The organism is Paenibacillus sp. FSL H3-0329 (assembly GCF_037963285.1).
Taxonomy (GTDB): Bacteria; Bacillota; Bacilli; order Paenibacillales; family Paenibacillaceae; genus Paenibacillus_AQ; species Paenibacillus_AQ odorifer.
The window spans coordinates 6,563,033-6,581,521 of sequence record NZ_CP150150.1; the positions used below are offsets into that span (position 1 = coordinate 6,563,033).

General features: G+C 47.7%; 17 protein-coding genes. 5 read left to right on the forward strand and 12 right to left on the reverse strand.

Annotation, left to right across the window (positions count from 1 at the left end):
* Positions 1-40: 40 nt before the first annotated feature.
* From NSQ66_RS28965 to NSQ66_RS28975, 3 genes are read right to left on the reverse strand one after another with little or no spacing between them, the layout of a single operon-like run.
* Entirely contained in the window at positions 41-958 is a 918-nt protein-coding gene (locus NSQ66_RS28965) for an ABC transporter permease (protein ID WP_051491221.1), read from the reverse strand.
* A complete protein-coding gene (locus NSQ66_RS28970; protein ID WP_051491222.1) occupies positions 958-1,770 on the reverse strand; it encodes an ABC transporter permease in 813 nt (270 codons plus the stop codon). Before NSQ66_RS28970 ends, NSQ66_RS28965 begins: the two co-directional genes overlap by 1 nt.
* Positions 1,771-1,772: 2 nt before the next feature.
* Entirely contained in the window at positions 1,773-2,555 is a 783-nt protein-coding gene (locus NSQ66_RS28975; protein ID WP_036682061.1) for an ABC transporter ATP-binding protein, read from the reverse strand.
* A 281-nt stretch (positions 2,556-2,836) separates the two neighbouring features.
* Here NSQ66_RS28975 and NSQ66_RS28980 point away from each other — a divergent pair, with 281 nt between their 5' ends.
* Positions 2,837-4,429 carry a histidine kinase N-terminal 7TM domain-containing protein gene (locus NSQ66_RS28980; RefSeq protein ID WP_076212596.1) on the forward strand — a complete coding sequence of 531 codons (1,593 nt, stop codon included), beginning with the start codon at positions 2,837-2,839 and terminating at the stop codon, positions 4,427-4,429.
* A gap of 141 nt (positions 4,430-4,570) precedes the next feature.
* Positions 4,571-6,043, forward strand: coding sequence for an alpha-amylase (locus NSQ66_RS28985; protein ID WP_036682065.1), 1,473 nt, complete (start codon positions 4,571-4,573; stop codon positions 6,041-6,043).
* A 56-nt stretch (positions 6,044-6,099) separates the two neighbouring features.
* On the opposite strand, the gene mprF is transcribed toward NSQ66_RS28985, so the two are convergent.
* The 8 genes from mprF to NSQ66_RS29025 form a co-directional block, all read right to left on the reverse strand.
* Positions 6,100-8,766 carry a bifunctional lysylphosphatidylglycerol flippase/synthetase MprF gene (gene mprF, locus NSQ66_RS28990; RefSeq protein WP_038573719.1) on the reverse strand — a complete coding sequence of 889 codons (2,667 nt, stop codon included), beginning with the start codon at positions 8,764-8,766 and terminating at the stop codon, positions 6,100-6,102.
* A gap of 367 nt (positions 8,767-9,133) precedes the next feature.
* Positions 9,134-9,484 carry a FlxA-like family protein gene (locus NSQ66_RS28995; protein ID WP_036682071.1) on the reverse strand — a complete coding sequence of 117 codons (351 nt, stop codon included), beginning with the start codon at positions 9,482-9,484 and terminating at the stop codon, positions 9,134-9,136.
* A 115-nt stretch (positions 9,485-9,599) separates the two neighbouring features.
* On the reverse strand, positions 9,600-10,823 hold the full coding sequence (locus NSQ66_RS29000) for a multidrug effflux MFS transporter (protein WP_036682442.1): 1,224 nt from the start codon (positions 10,821-10,823) through the stop codon (positions 9,600-9,602).
* 164 nt (positions 10,824-10,987) lie between these two features.
* A complete protein-coding gene (locus tag NSQ66_RS29005; protein ID WP_036682072.1) occupies positions 10,988-11,608 on the reverse strand; it encodes an alpha/beta hydrolase in 621 nt (206 codons plus the stop codon).
* Positions 11,605-12,555: a ring-cleaving dioxygenase gene (locus tag NSQ66_RS29010; protein WP_038573722.1), complete on the reverse strand. Its 951-nt coding sequence runs from the start codon at positions 12,553-12,555 to the stop codon at positions 11,605-11,607. Before NSQ66_RS29010 ends, NSQ66_RS29005 begins: the two co-directional genes overlap by 4 nt.
* Positions 12,556-12,572: 17 nt before the next feature.
* Positions 12,573-12,974, reverse strand: a complete 402-nt coding sequence (locus NSQ66_RS29015) for a DoxX family protein (protein WP_036682076.1) — start codon at positions 12,972-12,974, stop codon at positions 12,573-12,575.
* 115 nt (positions 12,975-13,089) lie between these two features.
* A complete protein-coding gene (locus tag NSQ66_RS29020) occupies positions 13,090-13,938 on the reverse strand; it encodes a neutral zinc metallopeptidase (protein WP_038573724.1) in 849 nt (282 codons plus the stop codon).
* A 196-nt stretch (positions 13,939-14,134) separates the two neighbouring features.
* Entirely contained in the window at positions 14,135-14,605 is a 471-nt protein-coding gene (locus tag NSQ66_RS29025; RefSeq protein ID WP_036682080.1) for a MarR family transcriptional regulator, read from the reverse strand.
* 280 nt (positions 14,606-14,885) lie between these two features.
* Here NSQ66_RS29025 and NSQ66_RS29030 point away from each other — a divergent pair, with 280 nt between their 5' ends.
* The 3 genes from NSQ66_RS29030 to NSQ66_RS29040 all read left to right on the forward strand — a co-directional run bounded on the left by NSQ66_RS29030 (position 14,886) and on the right by NSQ66_RS29040 (position 17,412).
* Positions 14,886-15,581, forward strand: coding sequence for a futalosine hydrolase (locus NSQ66_RS29030; protein ID WP_081388016.1), 696 nt, complete (start codon positions 14,886-14,888; stop codon positions 15,579-15,581).
* Positions 15,581-16,432 carry a 1,4-dihydroxy-6-naphthoate synthase gene (locus tag NSQ66_RS29035; protein WP_038573726.1) on the forward strand — a complete coding sequence of 284 codons (852 nt, stop codon included), beginning with the start codon at positions 15,581-15,583 and terminating at the stop codon, positions 16,430-16,432. Before NSQ66_RS29030 ends, NSQ66_RS29035 begins: the two co-directional genes overlap by 1 nt.
* A 158-nt stretch (positions 16,433-16,590) precedes the next feature.
* Positions 16,591-17,412: a class I SAM-dependent methyltransferase gene (locus NSQ66_RS29040; protein ID WP_076105061.1), complete on the forward strand. Its 822-nt coding sequence runs from the start codon at positions 16,591-16,593 to the stop codon at positions 17,410-17,412.
* Positions 17,413-17,478: 66 nt separating this feature from the next.
* Here NSQ66_RS29040 and NSQ66_RS29045 read toward each other — a convergent pair whose 3' ends face one another.
* Complete coding sequence (locus tag NSQ66_RS29045; RefSeq protein WP_076105062.1) at positions 17,479-18,459, reverse strand: alpha/beta hydrolase; 981 nt, start codon at positions 18,457-18,459, stop codon at positions 17,479-17,481.
* Positions 18,460-18,489 lie beyond the last annotated feature (30 nt).

The following is an 18,489-nucleotide window of genomic DNA, read 5'->3' on the forward strand; positions in this document are numbered from 1 at the left end:
TTTTCCATTCCCACTATGGCCGGATGTAATGAGGGCGAGATTAAGTACGCTGCGAAGGATGCCACTTAATGAATACTTTCTCCAGCCGCTCAACCACTAAATAGAAGAGCACGCCTGCAATTGCAGCCAGCACAATACAGGACCAGCCCAGTGGCATTTTGGCAACTTTAATGGAATTGGAGAGCAGATATCCAAGCCCCTTTGAGGAGAAAAAGAATTCCCCAACAATGGCGCCAATCATACTGGCAGTAGCATTAATCTTCAGTGCTGTAAATACATAGGGCAGACTGCTCTGAATCCGCAGATAACGGAACACTGCCGGTTTACCTGCCGCATAAGAATGCATCAGATCCAGCGCCAATGGATCAATCGCCGCCATGCCCTTATAGGCGTTGATCGCCATCGCTGCCATTGTAGTTGCTGTTACTATGGCAATTCGTGAGCCTATCCCATCTCCAAACCACAGATTCATGATGGGCGCGAGGGCGACGATGGGCACAGCATTTAGGGCGGCAACCAGCGTCAAGCTTCCACTCCCCCAGCGCGGCCAAGCCGTAGCGACTAAAGCGATCAGGAAGCCGATAGCAGAACCAACCAACATTCCCAGCACAGCTTCAGCAAGCGTGTATCCGGTATAGGACAACAACAAGCTGAAATTATCTCGCATAGTTTCGGCGATGGCTGTAGGCAGCGGGAGTTGATACTTTTTCAGATCAAAGATCTTATGAAAGAATTGAAATTCCCATAGTGCAAGAAATAACAGACCTGCCAGTACAGGCAGCAGCACCCCTGCACTAAATATCCTCTTCAGCATTCGTGAGCCGCCTCGACTCGCCGTAGCTTCCGCAGGTTTCGGAACGGCTACAGCATTCTTTTGTGTAGCCGTTAGCGCCGGCTGAGCCATTTCTTTACCAGTAGAGCCTATAAACGAGGTCTCCCGAACGGAGTTAGTTTCCATTAGCGGCTGCCTCCTTTCGGACGATATTCAGGCTGCCAAGGCGTTACCAGGCGTTCTATCAGACTGATTAACCAGTAGCTTACGATCCCCAGCAAGGCACCCACAATCACCGTAGACCAGAACATATAGGTGTGAGAGCTTCCATAATAGAGATTGCGCAGCATAATTACACCAATGCCATGCTGGGCACCCATAAGCTCCACCAGAATAGCTCCAGTCACAGCAAGTGGGGCAGCTATCTTAAGCCCACCGAACAAACCCGGCAAAGCCGCTGGGAATCTTAGTTTCCAATAGACCGCCCAAGGTTTGGCCGCGTAAGAATGCATCAATTCGAGCGCTGATGGATCTACACTCCGCAAGCCGCGCAGCATGTTCAGAGCCACCGGGAAAAAGGTGATATATCCCGAAATAATAATCCGCGAGGTCTGCTCATCGCGCACAATCCCGTAGATGATGGGTGCCAACCCCAGAATCGGAATCATCTGCGAGGCAATAGCATAAGGAAAAGTTAATTGCTCTATTGTCTTCGACAAACTCATCAGCACCGCCAATGAGGCACCAGCTACCGCTCCAATCAGGAAGCCAACACCAGCATTACCGAAGGTCGCAGCCCCCTCCTTCAAGAGCGTGCCTCCATACTGCCACAAGGTAGCTAACACCTCATGAACATATGGCAGCTTGGACTGTGCTAACGGCGTCTCCACCACATGGAGCAGCATCCAGGAAGTGCCTTCCCAGACTAGCAGCAGGCCAAAAATCCAGACGAACAACGGCAGCAGACGACCTCGCACAAAGATACTGCCCCCTTTCATCACTACACCCCTTCGAAGCTGTCGCGAATACGTGCGATCAGTTCGAAAAACTCTGGGCTATTTCTCATTTCCGCCGTTCGCGGACGTGGCAGAGGAATTTCGACCACAGCAGACAAGCGACCCGGATGCGGGGAAAGAACAAACACCCGGTCAGAGAGGAATATAGATTCAGGAATACTATGAGTTACAAAAACAATTGTGTTCTGCACTTTACTCCAGACAGACAATAGCTCTTCATTCAATCGCTCACGCGTAAATTCATCCAGCGCAGAGAATGGCTCATCCATGAGCAGAATTTCCGGCTCCATCGATAGCGCTCTGGCAATCGCTACACGCTGTTGCATCCCGCCGCTGAGCTGCCACGGATATTTATCCGCAAAGCTCTGCAACCCCACCAGATCAAGAAGCTCCATCGCCTTTTCCTCACGGATTGACTTCTTTACCCCCATCAGCTCCAGCGGCAATGTGATGTTATGCTTCACTTTCCGCCAGTCGTATAACACTGGACTTTGAAAAACAATGCCATATTTTTGCGCCAGCCTGGCTTCTCTGGCACTTTTCCCAGCTACCACAATGTTCCCGCCTGTTGGTGCTATGAGATCGGCCATCAGTCTAAGCAGCGTCGTTTTTCCACATCCGGAAGGTCCGAGCAGGGAGACGAACTCCCCTTTAGCAATATCAAGACTCACCTGATGCAGGGCAAGCACTTCCGCAGCTTCTGTCCGATAACGCATTTCAACATTCTCCAGCTGAATCTCAGGAATATTTGTCGCTAGTGATGACATCCTCAGCCCCCCTTTTCAAAATAAGTCATGTTTATAATGTTATATAAACTGACGTGATATAGATAAGATCAAGAAAACTTCTATCGCATGTAGTATTAACTAACATGTTACACGCTGCTCACTGGACTCTCACTAGACAATTAGTAAAATAGCTCCTGTTAAATTGCGTCATTTTGTCTAGGAGACATTTTTTTGACTACAAACCCGAAGTATTTTTTTTATATCCGTAGATATGTGGTAATATTTATCCATATCTTTCCTCGGCAGGTGACAATAGACCCATGGGATCTATAATCTCGAACTATATTGTAATTGTTGCTATATCAGGTGTGCTGAGCGTCTTATTAGCCCTTTTCGCCTATTATAAAAAAACTGATTTCTTAGGAATCAGGGCTTTTGTTATAAGCTCCTTTACCTCTGCTATTTACACCTTCGGCTTCGCATTAGAGTTATCGGGGAAAACCCTGGAGGAAATCAGCTTCTGGATTAAGTTAGAATATCTGGGGATGGCCTTCATTGCGCCAGCTAGTCTAATCATGGTGATCCATTTCGTTGGGCTGGAGACGCTGTTTAAAAAAGGCATACGGGCGGCGTTATTTATCATTCCGTTCATTACAACGCTGCTGGTTTGGACCAATGATTACCATCATCTCTTCTATAAATCCATTTATTTACGGGAAAATACGCCCACCCCACTCGTTGATGTTGTGATGGGACCTTGGTATATCGTTCACGGCAGCTTTACTTTTGGCTGTCTGCTGGCAGCCATTTGCCTCATGATATGGCAGTGGAACCGGATGAAGCGGGTATACCGCAGGCAGATCATCACAATAATAATCGGGTTAAGTCTTCCAACACTTGGCTCTTTTTTGTATCTGATGGGCTTGACTCCTTACGGAATGGATCCCGTCCCGATCATTATGAGCCTGACCTCCTCCCTATATATTTGGGCTATTTTATCCCGGGGCATGTTAACGGCTGCGCCTATTGCTCGTGAGAATCTCTTCGAGAGCATGCGGGAGGGAGTGCTTGTCACCGACCGCTCGGACATGCTCGTCGATTACAATCGTGCAGCCGCGGATATGATAGAGGGGCTCAACTCCTCATCGATTGGCAAACCGCTAGCGCAATTGTTTCTTAACGCAGGCAAAGACGCCTTGTCCTATGTGATGGACGCCGAGCCGCTGTTGCGCGAAGAACGGGAAGTGGCTTGGAACAAAGCAGAGGAGGTCTGCTATTATCAAATCCGTTCCTCTCCGGTACAAAAACAAGAGGGGCACATAGCAGGACAGATGATCATGCTGATTGACGTGACTGAACGAATACTGCTTCAGGAGAAGCTGCGCCAATTGGCTACGATGGACAGCCTAACCGGTATCTATAACCGCTCCTATTTTTTGGAGCTGAGTCGAGCTCTCCTTGCCCGGTCCGCCAGCCTGCGAAGTTCATTATCTATGATTTTGCTGGATGTGGACTTCTTCAAGAGCATTAATGACCGCTATGGACATCAATACGGAGATCAAGCTCTCCAGCATATTGTCCAAGTGTGCAGCAGACATCTGCGGGAGGGAGATCTCTTTGGCCGTTATGGTGGCGAGGAATTTGTGATCTGTCTGCCAGAGACGTCGCTGAAGCAAGCTGCATTGCTCTGCGAAACTATCCGCGCGGATATTGAACAAAGCACCTTATATACCGTCATCGGGCCCATTAATGTGACCGCCAGCTTTGGAGTTGTGGAGGCCCTAAATCCAGAGGCCACTCTAGAAGAGCTGCTATCTGAAGCCGACCATGCTCTGTATAGCTCTAAACGGAATGGACGCAACGCTGTGCATCTCTCCCAAAGGTCAGAAATCATTCTTTTCAAACCTGTTTAATGACAATCATGTCCCTTCCTGCGCATTCAACAACTGGCCTTATTTTTCATAGTCTGTTTTTAAGTTTAATAAGAGTTATCTGAAAAACTAATCAGAGTGTTGAGAGTAAAATTTGCTTGATGGGATATGGAGGCGTAAGAAATAATGAGGAACCATACAATGATGCAGTTTTTTGAATGGCATGTTGCTGCGGACGGGAAACACTGGGATCGCTTAAAAGAAACTGCACCCGCGCTAAAAGCCGTAGGCATTGATTCTGTTTGGGTACCTCCTGTGACAAAGGCCGTCTCCGCAGAAGATACAGGCTATGGCGTGTATGATCTATATGATCTGGGCGAATATGACCAAAAAGGTACGGTACGCACCAAATATGGCACCAAACAAGCACTGATCAACGCAATTTCGGAATGTCAAAAGAATGGCATCGCCGTTTACGTTGATTTGGTCATGAATCATAAGGCAGGCGCGGATGAAAAGGAAGTATTCCAAGTCATCGAGGTCGACCCCAATGATCGGATGAAAGAAATTTCGAAACCTTTCGAGATTGAGGGCTGGACAAAATTCACCTTCCCTGGCCGCGGAAATGAACACTCTGCCTTTAAGTGGAATCACAATCATTTTAACGGCACTGACTTTGACGCCAAAGAAGAGCGAACCGGCGTATTCCGTATAGTAGGCGAGAATAAAGCGTGGAATCAGAATGTTGACGACGAGTTCGGAAACTATGATTATCTAATGTTCGCTAATATTGATTACAGCCATCCCGAAGTCAAAAAAGAAATGATCCAATGGGGAAAATGGCTGGTGGACACCCTCCACTGCAGCGGCTTCCGCTTGGACGCCATCAAACATATCAACCATGAGTTTGTTAAAGAATTCGCGGTAGAGATGTTTAATAAATGCGAGAAGGACTTCTATATCGTCGGTGAATTCTGGAATTCCGACTTAGAGTCCTGCCGACAATTTCTGAATACCGTCGATTATAAAATTGACCTCTTCGATGTATCCCTTCACTACAAGCTGCATTCAGCTTCTTTGGAGGGCAGAAACTATGATCTGACTAAAATTCTTGATGACACACTGGTGCAGACCCATCCCACCAATGCTGTAACCTTCGTTGACAATCATGATTCTCAGCCTCACGAAGCCCTGGAATCCTGGGTAGATGATTGGTTCAAGCAAAGTGCTTACGCGCTTATCCTGCTGCGACGGGATGGATATCCTGTGGTCTTTTACGGGGATTATTATGGGATCGAAGGACCAACACCTGTAGCAGGTAAAAAAGATGCGATTGACCCTCTGCTGTATACCCGCTATCACAAAGCTTATGGTGAACAGAAGGATTATTTCGATCATCCTAACACGATTGGCTGGACACGGCTCGGCGTGGAGGATATTGAACACTCCGGTTGTGCGGTTGTGATCAGTAATGGTGAGAATGGCCAGAAGAGAATGTTCGTAGGAGAACATCGCGCCGGTGAAGCATGGGTGGATTTCACCCATAACCATAAAGCCACCATAACCATTGAAAAAGATGGTTGGGCGACCTTCCCGGTCAATGGCGGCAGCGTCTCCGTCTGGGCTCTGCCGGATGCAGAAGCTGACAAGAAGTAAATCACTTGTACCTGATTAAAAAGGTGCCCAACGCCGTTTGGCGTTGGGCACCTTTTTTAGTTATTCGCTTTATGCTCCGGATGTCGGGATACAAGCCTCACCAGATCCAGCGTTAAGACGGGTAATGTTAGGGACGCTGGATAAGCCAAGTAACGCGGCTCCCACTCTGGATTGAACTTTTCCTTGTAACGACGCAATCTGGCAAAACCGTAACCATGCCCATGCCCACCTCTATTAAACACTTGATGAGCCAGCTTCTCCTCCTTCAGAGCTCCGGGGTCCTGCCCCCCACTGGATGATAGAGGAGTGTTGCCTAGATTAAATCGCCGATACCCCTTGGACTTCGCCCATTCCAACATACAAACCAATAAATAATCTACCGTCCCGTTTGGGACATTCTTCCGCTGGCGCAACAAATCTACAGACAGAGTCAATCCTTGATCATACCCCGGGGCAATAGAAGCAAATGCCAGTATTGTACCTTTGGCGTTCCGCAGCACCGCAATGGGAGCCAGTTGCAGATAGTCGACCTTAAACCAGCCTAACGAATAACCCTTTTCCGCTCGGCCATTCAACCACTCGTCCGAAATCGCTCGCAGTTCTCTCAGCAAACTATCAGCAAGCGGCGCTTCTGTAATTTCAACAAACATGCCTTCCCGTTCAAAACGATCGCTTACACTTTGCAGATCACCTTTCTTCAGACCACTGAGTGCAATGTTATCAAGGCTTATCACTGCCTCTTCACCCAGCTTAAAAAAGCGATAGCCCTGCTCCTGATAGACCGATAAAAAAGCAGGTGAAGCTTGATAGAAAACTACAACCAGACCATACTGATCTGCAGCTTGTCTAAATTCACTGATGGCTTCATTTATTAAGCTTCTCTCTCCCAGCGGATCACCCAGCACAACGAGCTTATCCCTAACTCTGGCGAAAGCGAGCAGCACTTTATCGTTCTGAGCCCAGAAGAAGCCCTTATCACCCAAAAATAACGTATGCGTTAAGGTATTGCCTTGAACTCCATCTAGAAAATGTTTCAGTTTAGCTACATCCAAGGTCCCGAACAGCTCGTTCTCCTTATGATGGGGCCTGAGGTTTACCCACATTATGAGCAGTACCCAAGACAAGACCAATCCTCCCACTGCCGTAAATGCAACATGACTATACCGCTGCAACCATTCAGGCTGTACACCCGGAGGCAGATGCTTCAGAAATCCACGATGTACATAACAGCCCATCAGATAGTAGCTTAGTGCAATTACTGAGGTGAGGGCAAACCACCAGATCGCGCTCTGTCTGCTGATTGGCGCACTAATCCGATAAAACCGCGATCTGGAAATCCAAAGAATAAGCGCTACTATAAGTAACAAAAGCGCCTCTTCATAATCAAAACCCTTAGTGACTGCAAACAACGATCCAATAAACAGAAGTACGCTAGTCCATACATATGCACTATGAACCCGCAATGTAATGCCCCGCGACAATAAAATCAGCATAAAACCAATAAGTACTGACAGATGATGAGATAGCTGCATTACCGGAAACGGCAATATTTCCTCCGTAATCTTCAACCTATACAGCAATCCGGGTACTGCTGCAGATAGTAAGAGAATAAGCCCGCTAGCTAGTACCAGCTTGCCAAGAGCCCACATCCCAAGATCGCTCAGAAAGGTATACTGACCCGGCCAGCCCCAGATCTTCTGCCATTTGTTAAGAGAGGGTTCGAACCCTGGAACTGAACGATCTTGATCCTTTTTTCCTTGCAGGCCAATTTCCAGTGCAGCCAGCACCAATCCGATCAACCAAGGAATGACATAATAAAACAATCGAAAGATGACAAGCACCGCCATCGCCTTATCGGTCTGGTAGCCAAGCTGTGTCAGCCCGAGCAAGGCAATAAGGTCAAATGCACCGATACCGCCGGGTGCCATACTCAAGATGCCGGCAATGGCAGCAATCGTAAATATACCAAAGATAGCTATAAAATGGACCTCATCCAAGAGATGGCTGCTGATGGTCCAAAACGTCACGCCAGCAAAGCTCCATTCCAGAAAGGAAGCACCGACGGAATTAACGACTGTAAGCCATGGTGTTCTACCTTTTCCCCGGTTAATCCATTTCGCATAAAGCGATGAGCGCTGTACAAACACAAAAACCGGCAAATAAAGCGCCATTCCCCATACTGCAAACACCAGCCAGCGATGTTCTTCCATCAAAGCCGTTGCCGGGAGTAAACCAAAGATATTCGCCCACGAAAGTAGCGATAACCCGGTAATCATAAGCGGCGACAGAAATACAATGGCGGGTGTTAGCACGGAGGTCGGCACCCCGCTTTTTTTATACAGCAGCGTCCTTAAACCAACTCCAGCCAGACCCGCAAACCCAATCAAGTTATTAAATGTATTAGCAATCCATGCATACCGAAAGGTACTCCACAGCCCTACTTTTAAACGAAAATGTGCCCGAATCAAATAATCATAAGCACTCATCACAGCTACGGAAAGAAGTGCAAAACCAATCATTTGCAAAATAGCAGACGTAGGTACTCGCCTTAGTTCACGCATTATAAGTCCTAAATGAACCTGCTTCAGCTCATGTTGTCCCTCCCAGTATACGAACGCTATGATAGCCACTGGAAAAAGGGCTCTGACCGCCCGGATCCGATAGATAGATAAGATCAGTCTTACAATTTTGAATCTTTCTAATGTCTGTTGCTTTGAATGCATGAGCCCACCTGCCTTTACCGCTGACACACGTTGTGCTAGACAATTTTTACAACTAGTCCATTATAGCAATTCTTGGAATAGAAGACCCGTGATAATCAACACCTACTCTATTAGACTGCCAGCAAATCCCTAACCCCTGCAACAGTTAAAGATTTTTTGGGAAATGAGGATAAGCATAGTTAATATATTACGAAGCTGGACAGATCAATATGACGGAACTTTATTTTAGCGGTATCTTTCTAGTATTGGCCAACAATGTGATAAAAGAACATTTAAATTGTAGTCTAAACTTAAAAATACATAACAAAAAGGACATCCCTCACGGCAAAGGATGCCCTTTTTGTTATGTAACACGACTTAGTATGGTTTATACACGAATATCAAATCTGCCTTGGCTATTCGTTGTTGCGGTAGCGATCTCTTGCGGGCTTGCCGCAGCAAGCGCGTTGTTTGCAGGTTTGGCAGGTGCTTCTGCACTACTGCTTGCTGCGGAAGCACTGCTCTGCGACTTCTGGGAAATTTGTGCCTCGATTTGCTTGATCTGCTGCTCAATTTGTTTCGTTTTCGTTTCTTTGGTCTTCGCGTCATCCGAGCTGGCATCAATCTTGTCCAATTCGGCTTCCAGCTTCGCTTTTTGTTTCTCGAGCGCGCTGGTATCTGTAGCACTAGACGTCGAGGTGGTATACGATGTAGAACCTGAGACTGCGGATATACTCATAATCATCCCTCCCTTCCTTACCTCCAATATAATCCTTTTGCAGATAAGGAACGTTAAAACCCGCTGAAAGTTTGCTGAAAGTTTTGCTCACTTTCAAGGTTATAAGGATAAGCTGTTAGGAATTGGTGTTTCCCCGTCTGACCAACAGAAAATAAGACAGAATAGAGAGAACACCCGTACAGGCAATCACAATCGCCATCGGAAGTGCTGAGTCTACGCCCCCAAGGCCCACAAGCGGTGCTACACAGCTACCAAGCAGCAACGGTAACAGTCCGATTAAAGCCGAAGCACTGCCTGCGGCTTCTCCTTGGTCCTGCATTGCAAGTGAGAAGCTGGTTGCTCCGACAATCCCCACACTGGAGACAACGGCGAACAGACAGATTAGAATAGGGATCAGCCCTCCCCCTACCAGGATCGTAAGCAGCAGCAAGACGCCCCCCGTTGTACAGAGCAGCAACCCGCTAAGCAGTAGCTTCGTCTCACTCACCTTACCAGCTAGTCTGCCGGCGATTTGACCTGTAATAATAATCCCAATCCCGTTCACAGCAAAGATCAAACTGTATACCTGCGGAGTAACCGCAAAAATATTTTGCAAAACAAAAGATGACCCTGAGATATAAGCGAACATAGACGCTGTAACAAAACCTTGGGACAAGGCATAACCCATAAACTTGCGGTTGCCAAGTAACACCTTAAAGGTAAGCAGAGTACCCTTCAACCCGCTCTTGGAGCGCCGCTCCTTCGGCAATGTCTCAGGCAAGCGCAGGAGAATCGTCAAGCAGAAGATAATTCCGGCAGCAAATAATACGAGGAATATCCCCTGCCATGTAGTCACTCTTAAGAGCTGTCCTCCAATGACTGGAGCCAAAATCGGACCCAGACCATTAACAATCATCAATAAAGAGAAAAATTTCGTTAGTTCAGAGCCACTATACAGATCACGCACAGCCGCCCTAGAGACAACTACACCCACTGAACCAGCAAGACCTTGAATAAACCGCAAAACAATTAAAAGTCCAATCGAAGGACTAAAAGCACATAGCACTGAGGAAACGGCATAGATGAACATCCCTATAAGCAGTGGACGGCGACGTCCATATACATCACTCAGTGGTCCAGCTACTAACTGACCTGAGGCCAGTCCCAATAAAAAGAAGGTGAGACTTAGCTGCACCAAAGCAGCCGTCGTACCGAAATCGTCGACAAGTGTAGGCAGCGCCGGCAAATACATATCAATCGATAACGGCCCAATGGTTGTAATGGAGCCCAGAATAACAGCAAGTTGCAATCTCTGCTTCCTAGAGGGTCCATCTACAGCAAGTTTATTAGCATTTTGCATTCCAATCATGATCCTTACGTCAACCTTTCTAAAGCAACCCGGGGGCCTTTTTTTGTATTCTTCATACTAACGTAAAGGAACTCAAATGATCAATCCTTTTATAAGACCTCATTCGGGGCTAATAACTTAAAAATAACCGCCAAAAGGCGGTTATCCTAATTGTTTTATTCATTTTGAGATGTACTAAACCCCTGTAGCCAATCTTTGGCGGCTTCGGCTTCCGCCATACTCAAGCGGTGACCTTGGTTGCCCCAATGGGTTGTAACCTCAGCGCCTGCTTTCTGCAGAATCCCCTCTAGCTCCTGAGTTTCCGTAGATGTTATTAGCGGATCATTCGTACCTGCCCCAATAAAGATAGACACCCCTTCAAGAGAAGGAAGCTCCACATTGCGTAATGGCACCATCGGATGCAACAGCACTGCCGCGCGGAAAATGTCCTTATAATGAAACAAAAGGCTACCAGCAATGTTTGCACCGTTAGAGTAACCAACCGCTACCAGATTGTTGGCATCAAACCCGTATTTTTCTGACGCTTCATCCAGAAATTTCTTAATCTCATGGGTACGGAAAACTAAGTCCGCTTCATCGAACACTCCTTCTGCCAGCCGACGGAAGAATCGTGGCATGCCATTCTCCAGCACATTGCCCCGTATACCTAGCACCGATGAATCTGGGGATAACATCTCAGCCAGCGGCAGCAAATCCTGCTCATTACCACCTGTACCATGAAACAACACTAACGTAGGTTTAGTTATATCTTTACCTTTACGGAATACATGAATCATCCCTGCTTCACCTCAATTTCTCTTACTTGAATAGGCGTTAAGTTTTCTTCGATGGCCGCGCGATGCGGCTCAAACCAGGACGGCAGCATCAACTTTTCACCCAACGCATCTGGGGCTTCATCACGGGCAAAACCCGGAGGATCTGTAGCGATCTCGAACAGGATTCCTCCTCTTTCACGGAAATAGATCGCATTAAAATACTGACGGTCTTGAACGGGTGTAGGTCTATGCCCATGACTCTGTACATGGCGCGACCATTCCAGTTGCTCTGCATCATCCTTTGCCCGCCACGCGATGTGATGAACTGTCCCTGCACCTCCCGCTCCGAGCGGAACGGGTGATGTCTTCAAATCAATAATATTACCTAGCTCCCCATTGGTTCTATAGCGAGTATATCCATCTCCGTCAGCAATATGTTCCATACCCAGCGTATGAACAAGTGTCTCAGCTGTTTGCAACGGATTGCTGCTATACAGCACAGCCCCGCCAAAACCTTTGATCGCGTATTTAGTAGGAATCCCACCAAAGGACCACTTACTGAGCGGGCCTTCCTCACGTTCCACCAGTTCAATCCGCAGACCGTCGTAATCGGCAAAAGCTAAATAGGGTTCCGAGATCCGACTTCCTTTTGTAACCGAAATTCCGTATTCAGCAAGGCGTTGTTCCCAGAATTGCAGAGCACCAACCGGCACTGCGTAGATCGTTACGCCAACTTGACCACTGCCGATTCTGCCTCTACGCCCTACAGGTGAAGGGAAAAATGTAATAATCGTTCCCGGAGCACCCTGCTCATTCCCAAAGTATAAATGATAGACCTCTGGAGCATCAAAATTAATCGTTTTTTTCACGAGCCGTAGGCCCAGAATCCCGGCGTAGAAATCAACATTGCGCTGAGCGTCTCCGACAAAAGCTGTAATATGGTGTATTCCTGCAGTTTGAAGTGTCATTATTATAAACTCCCTTCTTAGTTAAAAAACAATGCATCTAGAGAAATCGAACCTGGTCCCGTAAGCGCCACACCTACCGCAAATACCAGAACCGTGAGCGGAAACTCAATCCCGTTCGAAGTGGACCAGAAACCATTTGGAGCATGAACCTTAACGATTGCCCCCAGCATCGTGGCAGCGATCAACACCGCTGCAACAGGCGTTAACAGTCCTGCCGCGAACATAAATCCGCCCACCAGCTCCATAATCCCTGCTAAAATCGCCATAGTCACACCCGGTTTGATTCCGATGGACTCCATCCAGCCTCCCGTACCCTTCGGACCGTAACCTCCGAACCATCCAAATAGCTTTTGTGCACCATGTCCTATAAACGCAAGTCCAATCACCAATCTCATTAATAACAGTCCTACACTTATCATTTTTACATTCCCCTATTCCTTTGATTTAATTATCTTAATGTTAAGATATTGGGTAAAAAAGAGCGCCCGGCGAACCGGAATAACCTATGGGCTGCTCTCCTCTTCCCTCTTCTATCTACAACTCGGAGGCGTTAAACGTATCGCCGCCCTTAATCGTACCCGAGTTAAAACCTTTGTAGAACCAGCGCTTTCTCTGCTCTGAGGTACCGTGAGTGAAACTATCCGGCACTGCATAGCCCTGAGCCTGCTTCTGAATCGTATCATCGCCGACGGCGCTTGCAGCTGCCAGAGCTTCCTCTAAGTCGCCTTCCTCCAGCAGATTCATACCCTGAGCATGATTGGCCCAGACACCGGCGAAATAATCAGCCTGCAGCTCAAAACGAACCTGATATTTGTTGTACTCCTTCTCACTCAACGTCTGACGAAGGGAATCGAGCTGTTTCGAGGTGCCTAGTAATGTCTGTACATGATGTCCAACCTCATGGGCAATAACATAAGCCATGGCGAAGTCGCCCGGCGCATGGAAGCGTTGCTGCAACTCATCATAAAAGCTCAGATCAATATATAGTTTGGCGTCACCCGGACAGTAGAACGGACCGACTGCCGAGGTCGCTGTTCCGCAAGCAGAGTCTACACTCCCACTGTATAGCACTAAGGTGGGGTCCGTATAGGTCATTCCCTGCTGCTGAAAAATCTCACCCCAAACCTCCTCTGTGTCGGCAAGAACTACCGATACAAACTCCGCAAGCTCTTGCTCCTCTGCGGTCTGTTCATAAGGGGCCGTTGAACTGGAGCCTGTGGAAGTCAAACTTCCCAGGATATCCCCGGCATTGCCTCCACTGAGTAACGTGATGACCAGGACAAGGATAATTCCTCCGATCCCGCCACCAATCATCTTGCCGCCGCCGCTCATGCCTCTGCGGTCCTCCACGTTCGAACTCCCTCTTCTTCCCTGCCATTTCATGGCCAAGCCCCCAGTCGAAATATCAGGTAATCTTAAGTAAATGGCTACCTGGCTTCGTTAAGTTAAATATCTTATTAGTGATATACCCAAAAAAGCAGGGTTTCACTTATACTTACTGGAGTTGGGAGAATGAGGATGGAGCCGAACTACTTCCAACCTTATAGAGGCGCCTAGTTATTCGTCATGTTCGCAGCGCCTACACACCTTTGCCAAGCTTTTTCATTAATTCGATAGCCTGGACTTTCTCTTCCTTATCTAATCCACCCATCAAATCATGAATTGAGGCTACATGACGAGGGAAAATCTCATCAAACAGTTCACGGCCTGCATCCGTAATCTCCGCATAAGTAACGCGGCGATCCTCGCTACAGGGTACACGTTTCAGCAGTCCCTTTTTCTCCAACTTGTCGATATTATAGGTAATGCTTCCGCTCGTAACGAGAATTTTCTCCCCGATCTGTTGCAGCGGAATCCGCGTTCTATGGTAAAGTACTTCAAGCACCATGAATTCAGCCGAAGCCAAGCCATAACTCTTCATATCCTTCACCGCATGATCCATTAGGCTCTTATAAGCCTTAGATAAGACTACGAACAATTTCAGTGAGGCGGCTTGTTCTTCGTCAGGTGCACTCTCTGTATTACGCAGATTTACTTGTTTATCACTCATCAATTCCACCTCCACTTCAATCAAACTTGTATTCAATCCATTTATTTGTCTTTACATTAAATATCTTTAAGTTAAGATAACTATACGACTTCCCATCCTCCTTGTCAACCTCATCGCTAAAAAAGTCACTTCCGTCTAGAGACCGGTAAGTTTCCTTTGACACTTTACAGGGAGTGATAAAAATCACCCCAAGTTTGACCTGACCTATAAAAGGGCGTATTCTTGTCTTTACGAATGACTCTTTAGTAAGCGATTTCAATACCCTAAAGGAGGCGACCTGATGAGTTCGTTCAATCCAACCCCTACCGAAGAAGCTATGGAAGGGCAGGCTGGAGCACGACGCGTGCTGATCGTGACAGCCGTAGACGCGGAGCGTGACGCGGTCCTGCGCGGCCTGCAAGGCAGCGACAGGTTCCATGTTATCGCTGCCGGCGCAGGGCCGGCAGCGGCGGCGGCGGGAACCGCTGCGGCACTCGCAGCCGGTTCTTACGGCTGCGTATTGAGCGTCGGGATCGGCGGCGGATTCCCGGGGCTGGCACCTTTAGGCTCGCTGGTTGTAGCCAGCGAGATGATTGCCGCCGACCTCGGGGCCGAGACGCCGGAGGGCTTCCGCAGCACTGCCGAGCTCGGCTTCGGCAGTGTGTCCGTGCCGGCTGACCGCGGCACGGTGCAAGCGATTTCGGCCGCGCTGACAGCGGCCGGGTTACCCGTAAGCACGGGCACCGTGCTTACGGTCTCGACGGCGACCGGCACCGCGGAGACGGCCGCCGCCCATCTCGCGCGGCATCCCCATGCCGTCGCGGAAGCGATGGAGGGCCACGGAGTCGCCGTGGCCGCCCAGGCGCTGGGGCTCCCGGTACTGGAGCTCCGCGCCATCTCGAACCCGGTCGGTCCCCGCGACCGGGCCGCATGGAAGATCGGTGATGCAATGGAAGCATTAACGGCGGCAGCCGCTATATTACTGGAGGTGCTGTAATGACAACTGAGCTTAATATCGCTTTTTCCCCTTGCCCTAACGATACCTTTGTATTTCATGCCTGGGCGCACGGGCTTGTCCCGAATGCACCTAGGCTGAATGTAACCTATGCCGACATTGATATTACCAATACGCTGGCCGCTGACGGAGAAGGACCAGAAGTCCTCAAAATCTCCTACGCTGCGCTGCCTTGGGTTCTGGAGCGGTACAAACTGCTGCCATGCGGCGGCGCTTTAGGTCGCGGCTGCGGCCCGCTGCTGCTCACAGCAAGTGGACCCCATGCGATCAAACGCCCAGAAAAGCTAGCCGGACGCCGGATTGCTGTGCCTAGCGAACGCTCTACGGCTTATTTGCTTTTCCGATTATGGGCAGCACAAAATGTAACTGGAGGCATCGGCGAAATAGTCGTAATGCCTTTCGATGAGATTATGCCTGCCGTACGGGATGGCCATATCGATGCGGGGCTGGTAATTCACGAAGCCCGCTTCACTTACGCCTCGTATGGTCTTAATATGCTGACTGATTTAGGCAGCTGGTGGGAAAGCGATACCGGACTGCCCATTCCTCTCGGCGCTATCATTGCCCGCCGTGATTTAGATGCCGATGCTATCACCGGCTGGATTCGCAGCTCTCTTCAGTATGCGTGGGATCATCCAACGGATTCCAGAGACTATGTGCTTAGCCATGCTCAAGAGTTGGCTCCTGAAGTGGCTAAATCCCACATCGATCTCTACGTGAATGACTTCTCGATGAATCTGGGTGATGACGGCTATGCCGCAATCTCTGCCCTGCTTGATCGTGCTGCGGCAGAAGGACTTGTGCCTGCAATTGATCCAGCACTGCTTCGTTAACATTTACTAGATAGTTTAACAATCCCCGGCTACACCTAAAAGGTGTTCTCCGGGGATTTTATTTATTCTACGTAACATTCCCAGCCAGCCATTATTTGGCTTATCGAACCAGTGATTATACAATAGACCTATAAACATGATCTATGAGGGAGGATCACATGATACCTGAAAAAAACAGCAAACAAAATATCGACCGCTTTCTGGGGTTTCAAGATGAATATGACCGCTACCGTCCCGAAGCCCCTGTGATGATTATCAAATTGCTAACAGATTACTTGGGTACCACCCCTTCACTCGTCGCAGATATAGGCTGCGGTACGGGTTTGTCTACTTTTCTCTGGAACGATGTCGCAGACCGCGTAATCGGTATCGAACCCAATCCAGATATGTTGGGAAAAGCAATCGATAAACTTAGCAGATTAGAAGAACCCCAATCAATTACTTTTGTACAAGGCTACTCTAACCAGCTTCCGCTTGCATCAGATAGTGTAGACATAGTTACCTGCTCACAATCATTCCACTGGATGGACCCTGAGAGTACACTGCAAGAAATCTCCCGGGTCTTAAAAAAAGGCGGTGTCTTTGCCGCCTACGATTGCGATTGGCCTTTATCTCTTCAGCAAAATGTAGAAGAACGATACAACCAGCTAATCTCCAAAACAGAAGAATTACTGGCCTCGCTCTTACCTAATGAGGAGAGAGCACATAAATGGGACAAAGAAGGCCATTTGTCACGGATCAAAGCTAGTGGGGCCTTCTCTTTTGCCAGAGAAATCGTATTCCACAACCTAGAGTCCTGCGATGCCCAGCGATATATCGGTTTAACCCTAAGTCAAGGGGGAGTGCAAACCGTAATGAAGCTAGACGCCACCTTGCTTGAACAAGACATCGCCGATTACACCGCCGCAGTTGAACAGCATTTTAAAGGCAGAACATTAGAGGTTCTGATCAGCTACCGAATGAGAATCGGCATCAAATAATCTTCGATCGCAACCAAAAAAACGCCCCGCCCCCTCATATGAGGAGTTCGGAGCGTTTTCTTCTTTTTATTTAACTTCTTCCATGAATACCCTTAGGTTCTCCACGATTTCTTTGGATTTTGAATGATGTAAGTAATGTCCGCCTTCAAATGTCATTACTTTTCCATGCACAGAATCCTTGACTTGCCCTTCATGCAGAGGGATCCAGTCTTTCACAGTAGTATTATTTGCTTGTATAAAGAAGATAATGGGAAGATTCTTGTCGAATTTTAAGCCTCTGGAGGCAACAAAGTTAGGATAAATATGTTCCATTTCATTTAAGGTAGTGGAATTGTTCATATTTTTAAGCGAAATCAATTTCATTTGTTTTTTGGTTTCATCATCAAATGGCAGTCCATCATAAGGGTCACCGCTTAATTGCAAGCCCAATCTTATAATCCCTGAATCTTTAAGCAGCTTTAATTTTTTAATTGGGAATTTAACATCCATACCGCCTTGCTCCGGAACACTACTATCAATACCCACAAAAGCACTCACTTCGTTTGGATATTTCTTCGCATATTCCAATCCATAAATACCTCCAATCGAGTGGCCCATTAGAATGTATTGGTCAATGTTAAGATTCTGAACGGCTTCATGAATTTCACTAACGATATTCTCTGTGGTTCGTTCTTTTTTCGTTTCATCACTGAGTCCATACCCAAACGGTTCAACCGCCACCACTTTGTAGAATGGTGATAACTCATCAATCAACGGCTTAAAATCAAGTGCTGGTGCTCCTGTTCCAAAGCCTGGTATGAGCACGATCGTCTGTTTACCTTCTCCTTGAATCAAAACATTCATATTTTTCCCGTCAACAGGGACTAACTGACCATAGTGCTGTATTTTTTTCTGATCTGTTTTGTTGCTGATCACATTAACTGTATAGACAACGGCTAGAAAAAGTACGACCACGATCACTATTGCTCCTAGTATTTTGAGCAACAGGTTACGCAGTTTATGTTTTTTCTGTCCATTCCCCGTTTTTTTGTCCGCTTGTTGTGTCACCCTCATCTTCTCCTGTCTTTAATCTGTTTA

Coding starts and splice junctions, on each gene's coding strand:
- NSQ66_RS29025 (WP_036682080.1), bottom strand. CDS start 14,605: ATGAGTGATAAACAAGTAAATCTGCGTAATACAGAGAGTGCACCTGAC.
- NSQ66_RS29010 (WP_038573722.1), bottom strand. CDS start 12,555: ATGACACTTCAAACTGCAGGAATACACCATATTACAGCTTTTGTCGGA.
- mprF (WP_038573719.1), bottom strand. CDS start 8,766: ATGCATTCAAAGCAACAGACATTAGAAAGATTCAAAATTGTAAGACTG.
- NSQ66_RS29015 (WP_036682076.1), bottom strand. CDS start 12,974: ATGATAAGTGTAGGACTGTTATTAATGAGATTGGTGATTGGACTTGCG.
- NSQ66_RS29030 (WP_081388016.1), top strand. CDS start 14,886: ATGAGTTCGTTCAATCCAACCCCTACCGAAGAAGCTATGGAAGGGCAG.
- NSQ66_RS29020 (WP_038573724.1), bottom strand. CDS start 13,938: ATGAAATGGCAGGGAAGAAGAGGGAGTTCGAACGTGGAGGACCGCAGA.
- NSQ66_RS28965 (WP_051491221.1), bottom strand. CDS start 958: ATGGAAACTAACTCCGTTCGGGAGACCTCGTTTATAGGCTCTACTGGT.
- NSQ66_RS28970 (WP_051491222.1), bottom strand. CDS start 1,770: ATGAAAGGGGGCAGTATCTTTGTGCGAGGTCGTCTGCTGCCGTTGTTC.
- NSQ66_RS29035 (WP_038573726.1), top strand. CDS start 15,581: ATGACAACTGAGCTTAATATCGCTTTTTCCCCTTGCCCTAACGATACC.
- NSQ66_RS28980 (WP_076212596.1), top strand. CDS start 2,837: ATGGGATCTATAATCTCGAACTATATTGTAATTGTTGCTATATCAGGT.
- NSQ66_RS29040 (WP_076105061.1), top strand. CDS start 16,591: ATGATACCTGAAAAAAACAGCAAACAAAATATCGACCGCTTTCTGGGG.
- NSQ66_RS28975 (WP_036682061.1), bottom strand. CDS start 2,555: ATGTCATCACTAGCGACAAATATTCCTGAGATTCAGCTGGAGAATGTT.
- NSQ66_RS28995 (WP_036682071.1), bottom strand. CDS start 9,484: ATGAGTATATCCGCAGTCTCAGGTTCTACATCGTATACCACCTCGACG.
- NSQ66_RS29005 (WP_036682072.1), bottom strand. CDS start 11,608: ATGATTCATGTATTCCGTAAAGGTAAAGATATAACTAAACCTACGTTA.
- NSQ66_RS29000 (WP_036682442.1), bottom strand. CDS start 10,823: ATGCAAAATGCTAATAAACTTGCTGTAGATGGACCCTCTAGGAAGCAG.